Raw genomic sequence first — 17,352 nt, 5'->3', positions numbered from 1 at the left:
GCTCCGGGATGGAGCCGCCCTTTGCGCGGGGTCGGGGGGAAGTGCTTTGTGTTGGGGAATGGTGGGAGCGGCTTAGGAGTGGCAGCGATGTTAGGAATAGGAGTGGTGGTTGGAAAATCAGGCGTGTGAGGGCAGAGCAGTCTGGTTGGGGAGGGTTGGGGTCGTGTCTGGGAAAGGGGTCGCCGCTGCCGGGGGGATGGCAGAGGCGTGAGGCGGTGAAATCCGGGCTGGTGGAGATCGGGTGGTGGGCGTATGTTTTCGCATGAACGATTTGGTCCTGACCTTGCCCGGTGACGCGCTGGCCAACGCCCGCATCCCTCCCGCTGAAATGGAGCGGGAGCTGCTTCGGCGTCTCGCGGCGGCCTTGTTCAGCGACGGCATCATTGGCGGAGCTGCGGCGTGCCGACTGGCAGGCATCGGCAAAGCTGAGTTCCAACATTGGCTCGGTGAGCGCGGGATTCCCCAGCCGCTTGGGTTATCTGACTACAGGGAGGAACGCGAAGAGCTCGGAGAATGGCTGAAGGAAGGCTAATCATCAGCAACACCACGCCGATCATCAATTTCGCGGAGATTGATCGACTGGATGTGCTTCAGGGCTTGTTTGGCAATGTGGTAATACCGCCTGCTGTGGTGGAGGAGCTGCGAGCCAAGCGGGATCTTTTTCCCAAGGCAGGTGATGCAGCTTCTCACTTCAAGATGGTGCTACCTCAAGACCGTCTCCTATCGAAGGGATTCGGATCTGTGGTGCACGCCGGAGAAGCCGAGTGCCTCACACTGGCGATGGAGCACCCGGGATCGCTGTTGATCCTTGATGATCTTCAAGCACGTGCTTTGGCGAAAGCCAACGGACTCCGCTTCACCGGCACACTCGGTTGCCTTGTCGAAGCGAAGTCCCGTGGGCTTGTTGATGCGGTGGCTCCTCTGATCGAGAAATTGCGCGATTCAGCCCGCTTCTGGATTTCGACGGAGGTCGAAACGCGGATACTGAGGGACGCCAAGGAATTTCCTGTCTGAAACGGCACCATCCTCCCGGGCATACTGCGATAGCAGGACACCCGGAAGTTGGTTTCCATTCAGCCCACCGCTTCAAGACGGCGGCTGCCCATCTGGCCGAAGCGCGTGAGCACGTCGCGGCCTTCGGTGCGGGCCATGGCCACGGCGTTGTCGTGGAGGAGGTTCAGGCCTTCGGTCAGGCTGGCCATGGCGGTGGCGTCGTTGCGGTAGTCCTCGGCGCTCCGGGTGAGTAACTCACGGCGGAAACGATCGAGGGTGCTTTCGAGTTGGGCGTCTCCAGCGAAGTTCAACGAACGGAAGCTGTCGATGAAGGTGCTGAGTCGATTGAGCGTGCGTTGATGCACTCCGTTCTCACTGCCGTCGATGGTGGCAAGCACGTCGCTGGCAAGCCGTGCTGCCTCCTGGCGCAGCGTGGTGACGCTTTCACGGATGAATCCATCGAGGTCACCTTGAAGACGACGCGATGCCTCTTGGGCAATCCTACTACGTTCATCGGCGATTTCCAGTTGGTCGATGGACTCGGCGACGTCAATGCGCAGGCTTTCGGGAGCCGCGACTTGGAAGAGCCGAGTTTCAAAAGCGAAACGCTTGGTGATGTCGCCGGCCGGTGGAAACGATTGCTCGATGGTCATGAGCAGGTGCTCGGCACTTCCATTGAGGTTTTCGGCGACATCACGCCACTCGGCCATTGCCCGGTCACGGAGTGGTCCGTAGCCAGCGACGAAGTCGAGTGTCGCTTCGCGGAACTCGTCACGGAGTTTGTCGAGGCCATCGGTCAGACCGACGAGCCGGGGGTTCGGGACGAAGCGGGCGATGCCACCGAGGAACGGGAAGCTCGCACTTTCGACCATGGCATGAGCACGCGATTCGATCAGCGCGAAGGCAGCGAGTGCTTCACGTGGAACGAGCCGCTTGTGACCGAGCTGGATCAGCCGGTCGCTCACGCTGGCCGGGTTGAGCCCAAGGTCTTCGGGCTTGAGGCGCTTGCACCCGCGCCAGTAACGGACGCTGGTGTTGCAGAGGACTCCCCGACGGCACACGGCTTCGAGGAGGGGTAGGTTGTATTGATTTTGGGACATGTTGGTTTGGTTGTTGGTTTCTGAATGCGCGAAGGGCGGCCCCGATTCACGGAGCCGCCCTTCTTGCGAGAGTTGTGGAGTTGGGTCGTTGTTACATCAGATTTCCGTCAATGAGTCCGCCGATGAAGTCATCGAGTTCCTCCCTGGATTCTGGGATTGCCATGCCATACGCCCGCAACCCGGCAATGGCGATCGGGCCAAGCGCCTTGCGAAGCATCCGTATCTCGAACTCGAATGGATCCATCTGTGAGTGGTCGGCAGTGGGTGGAGTCTGGTCAATGCGTGTGACCAGATCCGCGATAAGCCGGGTGATGTTGGCAAGCTTGTCGAAGTTGATCCAGTCGAGGGTGTCCTCGGGAGTATGGTAGTGTCGACCCTGCCCGCAGCTCAGGAAGAGGAACGGGTGTCCGGCATCGGCGAACGCGGCATGGTCGGACATCGGCCCCACGTAGCGGTGAAGGGTGGCAAGAACTCGCAATCCCTTGGCTCCCTTGGCGGCAGATTCGACGATCTCCGGGAAGGTTCCATCGCTTTCCGATCCCATCACCGCCACGAGTTTCTTCAGATGGGGCATGATTGAGGAAGCGGCCTTCGGAAGCCCAAGGTCGGAAGCTTCCACATCATGACCAACCAAGTCGGTGACGATCACTGCTGCGAAGTCGATGTCACCGCAGTAATCCTCGCAGAAGCGTCGTGAACCCATCGTCTTCCCAAGGAAGTGAGGAGGCTCTTCGGCATCGAAGAACGCGATGACCACGTCCCGCTCCAGCGGTTCCTTGGAGTATTGCTCGGCGAGCACGAGGTTGTGGGCCACGGAGGTGGCGTTGTCGTCGACGCAGGGAGCGTCGATGACGCTGTCGTAGTGGGCACCGAGTAGGATCGGCGGCAGGGTTCGATCACGCCCCGGGATGACGCCCACTAGGTTAGTGAATTTCTGGAGCTTTCCTCCGTTCGGGTGAGGTAGTTCGTAGGTGAGTTCGTAGCTGTCACCGTCAAAAGGCTTGAGGCCGATCCGCTTCATCTGCTTGAGCAGGTAGTCGCGAGCGACGTCGTGCCCCGGTTGGCCGACGCGGCGACCGAGGGGGAGTGCGAGGGCCTGGCTGTGTTGGGTCAGGCGCTCGACGAGGATCTTGTGGGGAAGTTTCATGGTAGGAGATGGGGTTGGGGAAGCTTGCCACCGGTTCGGTGGACTTCCGGAAATCTCCCCCGGGAGATGAGGGAGGATACCAGCCGCCCGACGGGAGCACAATCGCCCCCGCCGAGAAGCTGGTGGCTTTCACGCCGCATTGCCCGTCATGGAGGCGGGCCACTTGGTGCATTCGTTTCGATACGGGCACCACGAGCAGTGCATGCCGGGCTGCGGATGGAAGCGTCCATCCGCCATGCCTTCGACTGCCGTGCGGAGCAATGTGATCACCCGCAGCACGCGGGCCTTGTCGGCCGGTGGTGAGGAGACCCGGATGACCTTCGGCTCCTTCGTCTTCACGAGGAAGATCAGATCGAGGGACTTCGGGGTGCGTCCGCTGGCACGCTCGATGAGCAGCTGATAGACGACCAACTGCAGCTCGTGGTCGAACGCCGCTTGTCTCGGGTTCGGGGTGGTGGCCGCCGACTTGAAGTCGACCGCCACCATGTCTCCGGTGACGAGGTCCACCATGCCAGTGAGTGGCACGGGTAGTCCTTCGATTTCCTCAGTCAGCGGCACTTCGACAGCGAGCGGCCTGCCCTTCAACACCTCATCGGAGTCGAGGTAGGCGCCAAGCACTCGTGCACCAGCTTCGTAAGACTTTGTGCGGTCCTTGTCGTCCTTCCACTTCACCGGACCTTCGTTGCGTTCGAGTTCGTTGAACGAATGATGGAAGGCCGCGGCAACGGATTCGGGTGAATCCTCGCCGCCGCGCCAGCGTGCCAGGTGGAATGCCTGAAGCGCGGCGTGGACGGCCTTGCCGAGGTGGAGTGCCGGGGTGGTCGGAGCCGGCAACTGCAAGACCCGCTCGAAGTAGAATTTCAGCGAGCAACTCAGATACGACTTCGCTGCCGATGGCGAGATGTGCCTGGGCAGCGTACGCGCGACCGGAGTCTGGTTGGCAAGGGCGATCATGAGTGACCGCCTTTCCCGTTGGTGCCGGCGTAGGCCGAGCGACGTCCATTGGCGCGACGTTGGTTTCCGCCGTGGGTGTCGATGAGTTCATCGATCAACCCCGAGGCTTCCATTTTGTTGAGTTGGCGGACGCCGTGGCCGAAGCGTTGGCAGGCGAGGTGCTCGACCTCATTGCGGTCGAGCGAATGCTCGTCGACGAGCTTGAGGATGAGATCCCGCTGCTTGTCGGAGCACTTCCAGCGATCACTACCATGAGGCGAGTGCCCGTTAGAGGAGTGATTGCCGCTGGTGCCGTTCTTGTGAGTCGGCGCGTCGTCCATGCCGTAGTCGGCGGGCGGGACGAAGCCGGTTTGATGAATCTGCTCGTCGACGTTGGTCTGGAGCAGGTGGTAGATGCGCTCGGCTTCACCGGGAATGTCGTCGGTGGCCACCAGCTCGGTCTCGACGGAGACGCTGAACTGGTGGGACGAGTATCCCGGCAGGCCGAGACGCTTGGAGTAGTTGGCAATTAGTTTGATAGCCATTGGCTGGTTTGGTTGGGGTTGTGTTCTGGGGAGAATGAAAAGACCCGCGCCGGACAGTGCCGGAGCGGGTCTTGGGGAGCGGAAGCAGGAGCGCTTCAGGCCGCCTGTTTTCCGGATGCAGTGGGCCTTGCCGAACGTTCGGCAATTGGCTCACTGATCGTTGGCTTGTTGGATGACGGCGCCATGGCCAAAGCCGCCATGATCAGTTCATCCGCCAAGCGGGTCATCGGCATACGGCGTCGTTGGCCCTCCCGGTAGAGAAGGCGCACAACGTCGTCCGACAGCCGCGGGCTGTAGAGGTTACGTGGCATGGTGGTTGATGGTTGGGATTCATTTTCGCGAAGGGGTTGCCAGTGCCACGAGGGCGGTGATCACCACCGCCCCGATCAGCATCGGCAGCCAGAAGTCGGAGAAGATGGCGAGGCAAAGCGCCACGATCGCGATCCAGGCGAAGACCTTCAGGTAGAAGACGGGATTCATGGTGGGTCGGGTTGTGGGTTCTACCGCTTGATGATGGAGCCCAGTACGAGGACCACCATGCCCCCGAGGATCGAGTAGCCGATGATGGACAAGCCCTTGCCGATCGGCTCGGTATCCGTCACCGGGATGGGAGCGGGTTCGGTGTAGGTCGAAGTGCACGAGGCACAGCTGAGAACCAGCGCGAGTCCGGCGAGTGAAATCAGAAACGGTTTCCGATTTGAACGCCGCCGAAGTCGCAGCCACGGCCGGTAAGGGTGGGGGATGTGTCTGAAGAAATGGGACATGTTGGTGTAGTTTGTTGTTAGTGTCAGAAACGAAAGAGCCCGACGCAGCACAGGGCTGAGCGGGCTTCTTCGTGATGATGTGGAGAGAGACAGAGAGCCTCTATCAGTTCTTTATGACGCGACGATCATGGGAATTGCAGTGCTGCGAGGAGCTATGAATCCTAGCCTCTCGTTCACGTTTAGAAGGGTGCATGATTACACCAACCACCTCTTTCACTTGGTAAACCGGGGGCTGATTGTCTTCCCTACGATCAATCGCCTTGAGCCATGCCGCCACTTGGCGCTTCGGATCGAGGAAACGGAAATTGCAGAGAGGGAACGGACCTAGCTCTATGGTTGACGGTGATTCTTCACTTCGCTAGTTGATAGAGAATTCACATGGTGAACTGATGGCTGCCAAATCAAGAAAATCCACACCCAGAAAGAAACAGGCGAAGAGGACCGAGATTGAGATTGTCCCCGACCTGACTCCGAAGGAGGTTGTAAAACAACTTTCGGAGGTGGAGGGACTGATCGCGAAGGCGGGCGAACTGTCGGACGCAATCGTTGTCAAAAGTATCAAGGACTTTGCCGCCCAGGCATCCCAGCATGCCATTAGAGCCGTGCAAGCCGGGGCCTCAGCCCTCGTTTACGCATGGGGAAGCGGCAAGCTGCTCAACGCGGCCAAGGCGAAACTCGGTCGTGGCGACTTCGGAGCCTGGCGCGAGAAGAACCTCGGGAATGAGATCATGAGCGAGCGCACCTCGCAGCGCTACATGGCGCTGGCGAAGCAGTGGCAGGATGTCAGAGCGCTGCTGGAGTGGAGCCCGACCCTCCGGCAGGCCTACGTCGCCTGCGGGGTGCTTCCGCAGCCGCCGGAGCGCGAATCCGAGGCGGGCGATGATGCTGAGGCTGCCAAGCGGGAAGCACTGCTTTCGAGCATCACCGGAATCCAGAAGAAGCTTCGATTGTTTTCCGGGTTGGAGGGCAAGCTCGGGGCTGCAGAGAAAAAGCAGCTGAAACTGGCTAAAATGGAAATCGACGCGTTTTTCGATCAGATCCTCCGCTAAGCTGGTGAGCACCTCATCATCCATGATCTCGGCCCTGTACGATTCTCCGGCGACGATCGAGCGCAACCGTTTCAAATACAAGAGCCTCAGTTCGTGGGCTCTCAACTTGTTCATGGGTTGCGCCCACGGTTGTCGGTTCTGTTACGTCACCGAAACGAGCATCAAATACCAACAAGGCCTACTGGAGTCTTATGGCGTCACCGATCCCGTCGCGGACTGGGGGAACTATGTGTTGGTGCGACCTTGGGATAGGAAGAAGTTCATGACTTCGCTGCGCAAGGCGGAAAGAACGCCGGTCAGCCAGCTGAATGCCGATGGCAACCGCGCCGTGTTCCTCTGCAGCACCACCGATCCCTACCAGACCATCCGCAACCCTGATGCCGCGAAACAGAAACTCCTCAATGAACTCGCCCGCCAGACGCTCAGAAATGCGCTCGAAGCCATCCGCGACTACTCAACACTCAACGTCCGCATCCTGACCCGCAGCCCACTCGCGCGTCAGGACTTCGACATCTTCAAATCCTTTGGCAACCGACTGCTGCTGGGCACCAGCCTGCCGACCTTGGATGAAACGCTGCGCAAGCTCTACGAGCCAAGCGTCCCTCATCCCAATCAACGTCTAAAGCTGCTCCTTGACGCCCACAAAGCCGGCATCCCGACCTATGTGGCCGTTGCACCAGTTTTCCCGGAGGTCGGCTACAAGGGGATGCTCGATGTGTTCAAGGCCGTCAAGGCTGCCAAGCCGCACACGATCTTCATGGAACCGGTGAACCTGAGGCTGGGGATCGCAGAGAGAATTGCCAGGAACGCGGAGAAGCTGGGTGTGACGATGGACATGTCGATCTACGACGGAGGGCCAAAATGGGTCGAGTATGCGATCCAATCTCTCAAGGATGCCGAAAAGGCGGCTAAGGCCACACGCCAACTCGACCGCCTGCACTTGTGGCCTGATCACGAGGCGCTTGGCTCGAAGAAGGCAATAAGGACCCAGCCTGATCCCGAGGCATACGCTGCATGGCTCCAATCCTACTGGGACCGAGTCAGCGAATGGCCCGGGAAAAAGTAGACAGTGGAGAGCCGATGAGAAAACCGACACATGTGTCGGTTTTCTCCCAGTCGGGGAGATGGGTATGATCTTACCCTCCTCACCCTGCGGATGTCCAACCCCTCCTTCTACGGTGGGGGCATGTCTGAAAATTCTTCCCCCATTCATCCGGCCATTCGCTCTCTTCTTGATTCGGTGCGTTTGGGTGAACCCCGCATTCACGGCGGCATTGGCCTTTGGCCGGTGATCGCGACACCGCGTCCGGAACCGGCCTACATCACGCTGGTCGATGCCCAGGCCCACGAGCTGTTCTCGATCACCGAGGTCAGCGAAGGGGGATCCGTGCCCAACCTCCGAGTCGTCAATGGGACACCGCACCACATCATGCTCTTTGATGGGGAGGAGCTGAAGGGGGCCAAGCAGAACCGGATCCTCAATACCACCATCCTGATCGAGGCAGGGACACAACTTGATGTTCCCGTCAGTTGCACCGAACAGGGCCGCTGGTCGTATGAGTCCCACGTGTTCTCGCCCAGCGGGAATGTCGCCTATTCGCAGCTTCGGAAATCGAAGTCGCGGGCGGTTTCAGATTCCCTCGAAGCCAAGCAGGGCCATGCCTCGAATCAGGGCCAGGTCTGGGAGGAGATTGCGATACGGTTGACGGAGCTGTGAGGGGACAGGGCCTACGGAACGCATCACTCGCGGGCTGTTACCTTGAAATACTCCGCCCTAGATCCGGAGGGTGTAGTCATAATTCAGCCGCAGGGTCAGCCTCCAGAAGGTAATACCTAGATCCACTGCCAGCAAAAGTGGTCGTGAGCTCCTCCTTGGCTACGAAACCTGCGGATCTGAGAGCTGCCCAGACACTCATCTCGTCCCAGCAACGGATTGAGAATCGATCCCGGTATTCAGCCCAATTGTCATCGCTACCCGCCACCCGGATTTCTTCTTCGTAAGTGAAGACCTGATCGCGCTCATGGTTGACTCGAACGGTCCTCTCGAGCATCTCGTCCTTGTGAGTATACCCGCCAAATAGGCGCTCGGAAGGGATGTCGATAAGCAACTGGCCTCCGGGCTTCAGAGCGTTGTAGGCGGCTGCCATCGCGAGGTTCAGAGATTTCTCGTCGAGGAGGTAGAGGAGAACAGTGAAGACGCAGAGCGCAAGATCGTGTTCTCCTGTTCCGGGGTAGTCCTGCATCTTGGCCCGGATTGTCCGAATCGGGTGTTTTGGGCGGGGCTGAAGTTTCCCTTCCTTCGCCGCCAGTTGGTCCATCATGTCCGCCGAAGGCTCCAGCGAGGTCACCGCGAAGCCACGCTCGGAAAGAGGCAATGATAGGCGGCCGGTTCCCGCGCCGAAGTCGATGATCCTCGAGCCGGGAGGCAGCCGCTCCTCGACGAGGGATAACGTGGTGTCTGTGAGCCCCTGATAGAGAGGTCCGAATGTGCGCTTATAGGCAAGGTCGTAAATATGCGCCCAGGAGTCATGGGGGGAACCTCTCATAGACGGAGCTGCATCCTGCGGGGGAAATATCCGACGAGCCTGTTGGCCATGAAAGCATTGCCAAGAACACCTTCGACGTCGGCCATGCCGAGTGACATGCCGAGGAGGCCGGGTAGGCGGCCACATCGCTGGATAAGTGGGATTCCAGCCAGCTCCAACGCCACCTCGTGCGTCGGGGTCTCAAACTCGCCAAATCCCGGATAGAAATCCTTCATGTCGCCGAGCGCCGGGTAATCCAACAGTAGGTCATCCTGCAGATAGGATATCTGGGCACCAGTGTCGAAGAAGAAGCGGAAGCTCCTTCCGCTGCAATTCAGCTCGACAATCGGAATGCCCATGAAGCTGTCGAGTTCGACTGGACTTCCGGGGTGATCGAGTTGGTCTTCGGACAGGGTCAGGTGGCCAGCTGTCACATTGAAAAGCATATCGAAGGCGCCGAGCACGTCGCCCCCGAGCAAACCACGGCACGGCGTATCCACGAAACGAGTAAGCTGCTCGGCATCCAAGCCCATAAAGGAGGGTGCAATCTTGAAGGTTTGTTCCGCCAGCTCCAGTTCCCGATCCTCGCCAAAGCTGTCCGGGGCACCTGTGTCGATCAACCAACTTTCCCCGGCCAATATCGTGAAGAGGTGGCCGTTCTCAAATATGAGGGGGAGGTTGTTCATGCGCAGATATCTTGATTCGTTTGGATTCTCGGGCAGGTCGGCTTGAGCCGGCAAGACCGATGTGACGGTCCCGAAAAACCTCAAAGAATCGCTCGGCTCGCCCCGTCTTTGTCCTACCCCGGGATGCGATGGTGTTCGCATGAACCAACGCCTCGCCCGGTCATGATCCGCCACCACGCAAAGGTCGCCTGCCCGACTGCCGTCAAGAAGGCTCGGCGGGAGACCGCTCGCCTGTCTTCAGGCAACCTGAGCTTTTGGGAGGACATGCGGGAGGTGCTTTTGGATCCCAGTCCTGATCCCTGGGAGCTGGAGGTTGTGCGCCGGTGGCTGCGTGATGAAGTCGAGGCCGGGATGTATGAGCGCCTACGTCGCGGCAATGCTGCCGGGCTCGTCCGCTGGGCCTGCCGACTGGCACCTCGCTTGATCTGGAGCCTGCCTTTCAGCAGGGGTGCACCGCCGGACCGCTATCACCGACGTATCGTCGCGATCCTGCTCCCGCGTAAGCTCAAACAAGTCGAGCAGCAACTGGCGGTGTTTGCCTTTCACGAGGGACTGTGACGAAGGCCGCCGATGCCACCTTACAAAATCTTCGCCGCCTCGGCCTTGACCCGGTCACGCAGTTCCTTCGGTTCCTTCACTTTTGCCTGGCTGCCCCAGCTCAGGGTCCAGCGGACGAGTTCCTCGAGCCTCCCGACTTCGAAGCGAACTTCCACACGGCTGGCAGTGGCATTGAGCGGAGTGACCTGTTGGCTCGGGTGCCAGCGGCGCTCCTGAACGAGTCTTGCGGCGTAGCCACTGAGTTCGATGCGCACTTCCTGTTTGAAATCCGGGCGCTCGGGGTCGGTCCAGATTCCGAAGGACGTGCCAAGGTAGGACGGGCCGTTGAAGTCGTCGGGCACCTTGAAGGTTTCCTTATGCGTCTTGGCTGCCCGGATGCGGGGAAAAGCGAAGGTGCGCAGACCCTTGCGATCGAGATCGTAGCCGATCAGATACCAACATTGGTCAACCTCGCCGAGGTGATAGGGCTGGATACGCCGCTTCTCGCTGCGGTCGGAGCCGAGCTTGCGATAGTCGAATGCCACTTCTCGCCGCTTGAGCACCGCCTCAGCAAGATTCCCGAAAAGCTTGAGGTCCGTCTTGGTCACCGCACCCGGCTTGCGCGAGAGTGCCTTGTCGAGATCGGCCCAGGCGAATTTCACTTTGCCCTCGATGGAGCGCGTCAGCTTGGCGAAGACTTCGCGCATCGTCTGTTCAAGTTGAGTGCCTCGCACCGACTCCAAGGCCTGTCGGGAAAGGAACAGTCCCGCCAGCTCCTCGGCTCCCATCTCGAACACGGGAAAGGTGCTGACGTCCTCGGTGTAGCGGTAGCCATACGATGGGTCGTCGTATTCGATCGGCAGGCTGAGCCGGTCTCGCATGAAGGTGATGTCCCGCTGAATGGTTTTGGGAGTGACCTCCAGTTCCTCCGCGAGGACGGAGCAGTTTGGTAGTCGCCCTGAAGCGACGGCCTCATGGATGTGGTAGATCCGCTCCATGGGGGCACGGGTCCTACCCGCTCGGCCCTGTTTGACAGTGTTAGGCATGTCGCAACATTTCATGTTCCGGAGACGAAGACAAGTGAGCTCACCCTCTACTTGTCCGACCCCTTCAGGAATCATGGCTGCATGATCTTTTCTGATCGCTCGAAGCCACCACGAGACTCCGAAACTTTTGGTTTCTCATTTACGATCGGGTTCCCGACGGAACCCCCAAAAATACGCGGCATGAAGCTTGAAACGGAGGGGAAGGGGAAGCTTGGAAACCCTCCGTGGGATGTTGTTGAGGAAGCCCTGAGGGAATTGGATCAGGGACTGGGCAACAGCTACGCCATTCTCTCGATCGCCCACAGCAACTACGTCCAAGCCCTCCGCGGGCTGAATGGATACCACCTGGAATGGAGGATCACTGGGGACGATTTGGATAAATACATTCACTACCGGGCAGCGAATCGGAGCGGCTCATCAACCAGGAAGTTTTTAGTGAAGTGCGATGTGGTGAACGACGGTCAACAGCGGGATCTGCTGAGCCTGGATTCCGTGATTGAGGCATTCCGTGCCTTCTTCGACCGGAAAGCCCCACCCGCGAGCCTGCTGTGGCGAGTGCTCGATCTCTGACCTCTGAAGCCGCCAGCTTTTCATCCTCTTCAAACCATGGACGTCTTCACCGGACACGACTCTGCTTGCTCCTATACCCTCCGGCCTGTGATCAGGATTCTTCGGCTTCCTCCAATTCGTCCAAGGCATCCAGCTTCGCGAGTTCCTCGCGCATCCAGTCCTCGTGGATCTCATCGTAGTGATCATAGAGGTCGGGATAAAATTCCGAACTCAGGGTGGTGAACTCGCGCAGACTCTCCGGGCACGACCCGCCGTCGGCATTCATTTGATTGTAGCAAAGCGCGAGGCCGCCGTCCCTGCCATCGTCCACGCCATCGATCATGGCGATCAGTTCCCCCTGGGTGAGGGGCTTGTTAGAGGTCTTGGGAGTGAAGGAGAAATCCGTCTCATATTCATCGACGATCCGGTAATGAATCCGCGGATCCCCGGACTCCATGCGGGCACGGATGCTGATCACATCGGAAGTCGTCGACTTCAGCTCCACGCGGACGATCTCAACCTCCGTCGGGCCGAGGTCCGGGAGGTACTCGCCGCCCATGAACGAGGGGTCGATCCCTTCCAGAAACGACTTGAGCTCGGGATCTGTTTCGTCCTCCAAGAGCTCTGGAGCGAGTTCGTCGATCTTCCCGGCATTCCAGTAATCGACGATGATCCGCCGGCGATTCGTCCCTTTCACATTGCGAAGGATCGCCGCGAGCGGGTTGCCATCTTGCCAGTAGGAATCCGGGCGGTAAGAGAAGTATTCCGGCGGGATAGGGTCGGTGGAGTTGCTCATCGGTTTCGGGGGTCTCAGGTTGTGGAACCAGAATAGGAGGTAGGGTAGGACAAGGATGGGGCGAGCCAGTTTTCTCCGTCTTCCGTAGCGCTCATTCGACCAGACTTTCGAGCTTTGGATGTTCGGATGGAGTTTGGAATCGGGGAGGGGCATGGGGACGCGGAGCGATTGGGGAAGTGCCGAGTAGTGAGTGAAAAACGAGAGAATGAAGAGGGCTGGTTTCGTCTTTGCACGGGGAGGGGGATGGCTTAGGGTGACAACCGATGACCTTGACCGTGAACATTCCTGACGAATTGGCGGCGGAGTTGGGGGCTGGGTTCCAGAATCTGGGGCGGGCGGCTCTTGAGGCTCTGGCGGCGGAGGCGTATGCGAAGGATGTGCTGTCGCTGGAACAGGTGCGGAGGATGCTGGAACTGGAATCACGCTGGGAGGCACAAGCGGTGCTCACCCGACACGGGGCATGGCCCGGGCAATCGGCGGATGAGATTCTGGAGGATGCCCGTAGGTCGTCCGAATTCCGGCAAGAGATCCCGTGATCGTCATTAGCGACAACTCGGTACTGTCCAGTCTGGCCGAGATGGGGAGTTGGATTTGCTGCGCAGGCTTTATGGCAAGGTGACGGTGACCGAGTCGGTCCGGAGTGAAGCCGTGCATCCCGGAGCACCGGAAAATCTGAGGCGCTTTTTTCTGCAAGCACCCGATTGGATTTCGGTGGTTCCTGACGGGTCACCGCCTCTTGAGGAAACGGGTGTGCTGGATCGGGGAGAGGCTTCGGCGATCACGCTGGCGTGGCAACATCGGGATTGCAGTCTGCTGATCCTCGATGAGAAGCGGGGCCGCAAGGTGGCGAGCGAGCTCGGCTTGCGGGTCACCGGCACGGCGGGTCTTCTGACGAATGCCGCTGCGGCAGGCCTGATCGATTTTGAGGATGCTTTTCTGCGCTTGTCGCAAACGGGCTTTCGCTTGAGTCCGCACGTTGTAGAGACCCTGCGCCAGAGCCTTGCCGATCGACCTCCAGCGAAAGGAAGCTGAAGGGAGTGGCGCATTGGCTGAAGCCTTACTCAGCACCGGGGCAAGACTCGTGCTATATCCAAGATTGTCCGAGTCTGGGTGGCGCGTGTGACTCAGTTCGGCATGCTCGGCCGAGAACTCACCTCCTTTGTCGTGGTCGCGGAAGATTCCGAACTCTTCTTGGCAATAGGTAGAACCGCCTTGAAGGCGCGAAACTGCTTCGCAGCGGCTTCGGCGCTCTTCAGCTTGTGCCTTGATCGGGATTCCCGCAGCTGGTCCGCTTGGTTCATGGGGAGACATTGGTGAAAGGGATGGCTTGGTTCAAGCGGGAAGGAGGACGTAGAGGCTGAGGATGTCCATGGGGAGGACGGGGTAGACGACATAGCAGTGCGCAGTCGGAGTATTTGCAGAGTGAGAGGATTCTCGGTCGGTCATACGATGGGAAGTCGCGTCGAGTGCCGGGGGACGCCGTTCAGCGCATTGTCGAGTCCGAGACGTCGGTGCATTTCCTCAATGGCGCGTCCAAGGATGTCGACATCTCCCCGGGCGTCGTGGCGCCGAAGCGTCGTCTCCTGAAGCCTGAGGCGGTTCTTGACGTGGTCGAGCGAGTGGCCAGTCCCCCTAGTTTTGCCAAACAGCATTTTCGAAATCCCGATCGAATCGATCGCGTCGACCTCACGGCTGGGAAGACCGTGGCGCTGACAGGTGGCGGTTAGGAATTTTGAGTCGAAGCGCTTGGCATTGTGGGCGATGAGGGTGGCATCTGCGGACCAGGTCGCGAACCGGCAGAGAACCTGCTCGGGTCTCGGGGCATCCCTGACGTCCCGATCTCCAATGCCGGTGTAGCTTTCGATGAACGATGAGATGCGATGTCTTGGTTTGGCGAAGCTGAAGAACGAGTCGGTTGGGCAGAGGCAGCCTGAGCTGAATTTGACCGCCGCGATCTGGATGAACTCGTCGTTATCCGGGCAGAGGCCGGTGGTCTCGAGATCGTAGATGATGAAGGTTTCGCCTGTGTAGAATCGGTCGGTCCAGATGAAGGAGTGGCGGCAGTGGGGACAGGTCGCCCGCTGCCCGATGGCGGATTTGGGGCCGCTGAGGCTTTGGTCACAGCTTGGGTTGGGGCACTGGATCTTCATTCTTGCTGGGTGACTTGGTCCAAGGATTATCGTGGCTTCCCCGGAGACTCCAGTGTGATATGGTGGATCCTGATGAATCTCCTGCCTAGATTCCCGTCTGGATTCGATTGGACCTCAGGGCTCTCTGGAACCTACTCTCTGGATCAAAGATGACGGCGACCGAATACCGCGCTGCCCTGCGAGACCTGCCCTATGGCAAGCGCTTACCCGGGGCGGTTTATCTGGTCGACCCCGGAGATGACCCCGAGGGCTTACCCAGCGCTCTTCGAATCACGGTCGGTGAACTGCGGAAGAGGCTGGAGATCGACGACTCTTTCAATCTTCTTAAATTTCATATCGCTTCGCCCAAGATTTCCTTTCTTTCCTATCCTGACTTCGAAAGGAAACCGCATCCCGAATTAAAGGAAGCGGTGATCGTTGATCTGATCTCCGGAAAAGTTCGGCGTGACGACTACCGAGCCAGGGCGAATCCACCGATTCTTCACCGAAAAGAGACCTTCATCCCGGTTGACCATCGGCTGCATGCGAAGTTCGCCCGTCTGACTCGCGAAGAGGAGGAAGCGGGTCTGCTTGAGGAGACCTCACGAATCGGCTTCCGCTTGAATTGGGAGAAACTTCTCGCTGACAAGGGGGTGGGGTTTCGAGCCCACCGCTTGGTTAAGATGCAGGATCCTTCGGGTGCCTCGGTGGAGAAGGTTGCCGCTTCTCAGAAGCCACCGAAAGTTCAACGCCACCGAACGGCTATTGTCCGGAGTGAAATTTCCAAGCCGACGAAGACCCTACTCGAACTGGGTCAGCTGCGACGAGGTGAGAGTTTCTTTGACTATGGCTGTGGGCATGGTGCCGACGTCGAGGCCATCCGCCGAATGGACCATGAGAGTGCAGGTTGGGATCCGAATCACGCTCCGGATCAACCCAAAGTTCAGGCCGATGTCGTCAATCTCGGCTTTGTCCTGAATGTGATCGAAGATCCGGCGGAGAGGGTCGATGCGTTGATCGACGCTTGGAATCACTGTCGACGATTGATGGTGGTTTCGACACTGATCGCCGGACAAGAAGCCTACGCAGACATCCAGACCTACGGGGATGGAGTGATGACTAGTAGAGACACCTTCCAGAAGTTCTTCGAGCCGTCGGAGATCCAGGCTTTGATCGAGGACAGCCTTCACGCCGAGGTGGTGCCCGTGGCGCTGGGAATCTACTTCATCTTTCGTCAAGTGGAGGACTTCCATGATTTCGTGGCCTCGCGAAGTCGGAGGTTCATCGACTGGGAAGCCCTTTCGCGAAAGCTGGGCTTGCTGAAAGCGCTTAAGAGCAAGCGAGACCCCTACGAAACTCACCGGGAGCTTCTTGATGAATTTTGGGAATCCGTTTTGGAACTCGGCCGGCTCCCGCGCCCGAGTGAATTCGAGAGGATCGACGAAGTGCGTAGAGCCTGCGGGTCCTTGCCGAAAGCACTGCAGCTCTTCATCGATCGATTCGGCGAACCCACCTTTGAGGCGGCGCGTCAAAGAAGGAAAGAAGATCTCATTGTCTTTGTTGCTGCCGCGCAGCTTCGGAAGAAGATTCCGTTTAATCATCTCTCGGAACGACTCCAACGTGATCTCCGAAGTTTCTTCGGGAGCTATGCCAATGCGGAGGAGAAGGCTCGTGAGCTGATGTTTGCGGCGGGCGACGAGGATGAGCTGGAGCTCGCAGTCCAAGGACTCGACTTTGGCTGGTCCGATGAGAATGAAGGGCACTTCACGATTCACCGCAGCCTTCTCGACGAGCTCCCTGCAATCCTCCGGATCTACGTCGAGTGTGGAGCCAAGCTCTACGGGGATCCGCGTGCGGCGGATCTGACCAAGATCCACCTTTATTCCGGAAAGCTGACCTTCACCTACTATGAGGACTTCGATCAAACACCGTTCCCCGAAATGACGATGCGGATCAAAGTCGATATTCGAAGACTGTTTGTGAATGTCTTTGAGCATCCACCTGGTCCCCACCGCCAGTTGCTGTTCTTCAAGGAGCGCTTTCTCCCCGCCGATCATCCGGGCTTGGCAAAGATGCAGGTCGTGAGCCGTCGCTTACGGGAGCTCGGCATTAGTGAGGCCAATGTAGGCCACGGAATATCGAAGGGTGATTTTGAATCGGCGATCGAGAAGGCAGGCTTAACCCGTGTTCTAACCAAGAAGGGGAAGTAGGGGGCAAGTGTCCCGAACATGGGCTTGAAGGGGCTCATCAAAAACTGCAAATTTGGCGCTCACAACCGAAGAATAGACAATATGACCATCAAGGAAGCCGCAATCAAAGTTCTGCGTGATGCGGGACAAGCTCTCTCAATCGACGAAATCTACGACCGGATCTGCTCGGAGGGGCTCTTCGAGTTCAAAGCTAAGAGCCCCAAGGCGGTCTTGAGCCGCCAACTTCGAAGCCACGCTGAAGGGGTCGAAATGAAATTGGCGAGCGCTGAGAAGTGCTTCCGAATCACCTCCGACAAAAAATTCACGCTAATTTGATTGGTGATTTTGAAGTGGGTGCTGAAAA

Annotated in this window: 23 protein-coding genes; 11 read left to right on the top strand and 12 right to left on the bottom strand. The window is 58.7% G+C overall.

Annotated elements, in window-relative coordinates; all coding sequences use genetic code 11:
* Window positions 1–262: 262 nt before the first annotated feature.
* Window positions 263–532 (top strand): UPF0175 family protein, encoded by a 270-nt coding sequence (locus WBG04_RS16610; RefSeq protein ID WP_424315716.1) that lies wholly within the window; start codon window positions 263–265, stop codon window positions 530–532.
* Window positions 514–1,014: a DUF3368 domain-containing protein gene (locus WBG04_RS16605; RefSeq protein WP_424315714.1), complete on the top strand. Its 501-nt coding sequence runs from the start codon at window positions 514–516 to the stop codon at window positions 1,012–1,014. Before WBG04_RS16610 ends, WBG04_RS16605 begins: the two co-directional genes overlap by 19 nt.
* A gap of 59 nt (window positions 1,015–1,073) precedes the next feature.
* Here WBG04_RS16605 and WBG04_RS16600 read toward each other — a convergent pair whose 3' ends face one another.
* The 7 genes from WBG04_RS16600 to WBG04_RS16570 all read right to left on the bottom strand — a co-directional run bounded on the left by WBG04_RS16600 (window position 1,074) and on the right by WBG04_RS16570 (window position 5,482).
* The gene (locus tag WBG04_RS16600) at window positions 1,074–2,093 is read right to left on the bottom strand and encodes a DUF3150 domain-containing protein (protein WP_424315712.1); all 1,020 of its coding nucleotides are present in this window, start codon (window positions 2,091–2,093) and stop codon (window positions 1,074–1,076) included.
* Between the two features lie 91 nt (window positions 2,094–2,184).
* The gene (locus WBG04_RS16595) at window positions 2,185–3,240 is read right to left on the bottom strand and encodes a M28 family peptidase (RefSeq protein ID WP_424315710.1); all 1,056 of its coding nucleotides are present in this window, start codon (window positions 3,238–3,240) and stop codon (window positions 2,185–2,187) included.
* Window positions 3,241–3,369: 129 nt separating this feature from the next.
* Window positions 3,370–4,194, bottom strand: coding sequence for a RecB family exonuclease (locus WBG04_RS16590; protein WP_424315708.1), 825 nt, complete (start codon window positions 4,192–4,194; stop codon window positions 3,370–3,372).
* A complete protein-coding gene (locus WBG04_RS16585) occupies window positions 4,191–4,718 on the bottom strand; it encodes a hypothetical protein (RefSeq protein ID WP_424315706.1) in 528 nt (175 codons plus the stop codon). The genes WBG04_RS16590 and WBG04_RS16585 overlap by 4 nt, the downstream gene beginning before the upstream one ends.
* A gap of 95 nt (window positions 4,719–4,813) precedes the next feature.
* A complete protein-coding gene (locus tag WBG04_RS16580) occupies window positions 4,814–5,029 on the bottom strand; it encodes a hypothetical protein (protein WP_424315704.1) in 216 nt (71 codons plus the stop codon).
* Between the two features lie 19 nt (window positions 5,030–5,048).
* Window positions 5,049–5,198, bottom strand: coding sequence for a hypothetical protein (locus tag WBG04_RS16575; protein WP_424315702.1), 150 nt, complete (start codon window positions 5,196–5,198; stop codon window positions 5,049–5,051).
* Between the two features lie 20 nt (window positions 5,199–5,218).
* Entirely contained in the window at window positions 5,219–5,482 is a 264-nt protein-coding gene (locus tag WBG04_RS16570; RefSeq protein WP_424315700.1) for a hypothetical protein, read from the bottom strand.
* A 389-nt stretch (window positions 5,483–5,871) separates the two neighbouring features.
* Here WBG04_RS16570 and WBG04_RS16565 point away from each other — a divergent pair, with 389 nt between their 5' ends.
* The 3 genes from WBG04_RS16565 (at window position 5,872) to WBG04_RS16555 (ending at window position 8,248) form a co-directional block, all read left to right on the top strand.
* Window positions 5,872–6,531: a hypothetical protein gene (locus WBG04_RS16565; RefSeq protein WP_424315699.1), complete on the top strand. Its 660-nt coding sequence runs from the start codon at window positions 5,872–5,874 to the stop codon at window positions 6,529–6,531.
* A 22-nt stretch (window positions 6,532–6,553) separates the two neighbouring features.
* A complete protein-coding gene (locus tag WBG04_RS16560) occupies window positions 6,554–7,597 on the top strand; it encodes an SPL family radical SAM protein (protein WP_424315697.1) in 1,044 nt (347 codons plus the stop codon).
* Between the two features lie 120 nt (window positions 7,598–7,717).
* On the top strand, window positions 7,718–8,248 hold the full coding sequence (locus WBG04_RS16555) for an ARPP-1 family domain-containing protein (RefSeq protein WP_424315695.1): 531 nt from the start codon (window positions 7,718–7,720) through the stop codon (window positions 8,246–8,248).
* Window positions 8,249–8,324: 76 nt separating this feature from the next.
* Here the strand turns inward: WBG04_RS16555 and WBG04_RS16550 are convergent, their stop codons facing one another.
* A complete protein-coding gene (locus tag WBG04_RS16550; protein WP_424315693.1) occupies window positions 8,325–9,077 on the bottom strand; it encodes a class I SAM-dependent methyltransferase in 753 nt (250 codons plus the stop codon).
* Complete coding sequence (locus WBG04_RS16545) at window positions 9,074–9,742, bottom strand: hypothetical protein (RefSeq protein ID WP_424315691.1); 669 nt, start codon at window positions 9,740–9,742, stop codon at window positions 9,074–9,076. Before WBG04_RS16545 ends, WBG04_RS16550 begins: the two co-directional genes overlap by 4 nt.
* A 162-nt stretch (window positions 9,743–9,904) precedes the next feature.
* On the opposite strand from WBG04_RS16545, the gene WBG04_RS16540 reads away from it, so the two are divergent.
* Complete coding sequence (locus WBG04_RS16540) at window positions 9,905–10,300, top strand: hypothetical protein (protein WP_424315689.1); 396 nt, start codon at window positions 9,905–9,907, stop codon at window positions 10,298–10,300.
* A gap of 20 nt (window positions 10,301–10,320) precedes the next feature.
* Here the strand turns inward: WBG04_RS16540 and WBG04_RS16535 are convergent, their stop codons facing one another.
* Window positions 10,321–11,325 carry a helix-turn-helix transcriptional regulator gene (locus WBG04_RS16535; RefSeq protein WP_424315688.1) on the bottom strand — a complete coding sequence of 335 codons (1,005 nt, stop codon included), beginning with the start codon at window positions 11,323–11,325 and terminating at the stop codon, window positions 10,321–10,323.
* A 180-nt stretch (window positions 11,326–11,505) separates the two neighbouring features.
* Here WBG04_RS16535 and WBG04_RS16530 point away from each other — a divergent pair, with 180 nt between their 5' ends.
* Window positions 11,506–11,895, top strand: a complete 390-nt coding sequence (locus tag WBG04_RS16530) for a hypothetical protein (RefSeq protein ID WP_424315686.1) — start codon at window positions 11,506–11,508, stop codon at window positions 11,893–11,895.
* A 91-nt stretch (window positions 11,896–11,986) separates the two neighbouring features.
* Here the strand turns inward: WBG04_RS16530 and WBG04_RS16525 are convergent, their stop codons facing one another.
* Window positions 11,987–12,670, bottom strand: coding sequence for a hypothetical protein (locus tag WBG04_RS16525; protein WP_424315684.1), 684 nt, complete (start codon window positions 12,668–12,670; stop codon window positions 11,987–11,989).
* 263 nt (window positions 12,671–12,933) lie between these two features.
* Here WBG04_RS16525 and WBG04_RS16520 point away from each other — a divergent pair, with 263 nt between their 5' ends.
* Complete coding sequence (locus WBG04_RS16520; protein WP_424315682.1) at window positions 12,934–13,206, top strand: UPF0175 family protein; 273 nt, start codon at window positions 12,934–12,936, stop codon at window positions 13,204–13,206.
* Window positions 13,207–13,255: 49 nt separating this feature from the next.
* Window positions 13,256–13,702 (top strand): DUF3368 domain-containing protein, encoded by a 447-nt coding sequence (locus tag WBG04_RS16515; RefSeq protein ID WP_424315680.1) that lies wholly within the window; start codon window positions 13,256–13,258, stop codon window positions 13,700–13,702.
* Window positions 13,703–14,112: 410 nt separating this feature from the next.
* On the opposite strand, the gene WBG04_RS16510 is transcribed toward WBG04_RS16515, so the two are convergent.
* Complete coding sequence (locus WBG04_RS16510; protein WP_424315678.1) at window positions 14,113–14,820, bottom strand: exonuclease domain-containing protein; 708 nt, start codon at window positions 14,818–14,820, stop codon at window positions 14,113–14,115.
* Window positions 14,821–14,969: 149 nt separating this feature from the next.
* Between WBG04_RS16510 and WBG04_RS16505 the strand changes: the two genes are divergently transcribed.
* Together WBG04_RS16505 and WBG04_RS16500 are read left to right on the top strand one after the other, a co-directional pair.
* Complete coding sequence (locus WBG04_RS16505; RefSeq protein ID WP_424315677.1) at window positions 14,970–17,009, top strand: DNA phosphorothioation-associated putative methyltransferase; 2,040 nt, start codon at window positions 14,970–14,972, stop codon at window positions 17,007–17,009.
* Window positions 17,010–17,090: 81 nt separating this feature from the next.
* Window positions 17,091–17,324 carry a winged helix-turn-helix domain-containing protein gene (locus tag WBG04_RS16500; RefSeq protein WP_424315675.1) on the top strand — a complete coding sequence of 78 codons (234 nt, stop codon included), beginning with the start codon at window positions 17,091–17,093 and terminating at the stop codon, window positions 17,322–17,324.
* Window positions 17,325–17,352: the final 28 nt, after the last annotated feature.

Source organism: Haloferula sp., from assembly GCF_049672945.1.
Lineage (GTDB): Bacteria > Verrucomicrobiota > Verrucomicrobiia > Verrucomicrobiales > Akkermansiaceae > Haloferula.
Note: the sequence above shows the minus strand (reverse complement) of the source record. Positions and strands in the feature narration are given on the sequence as shown.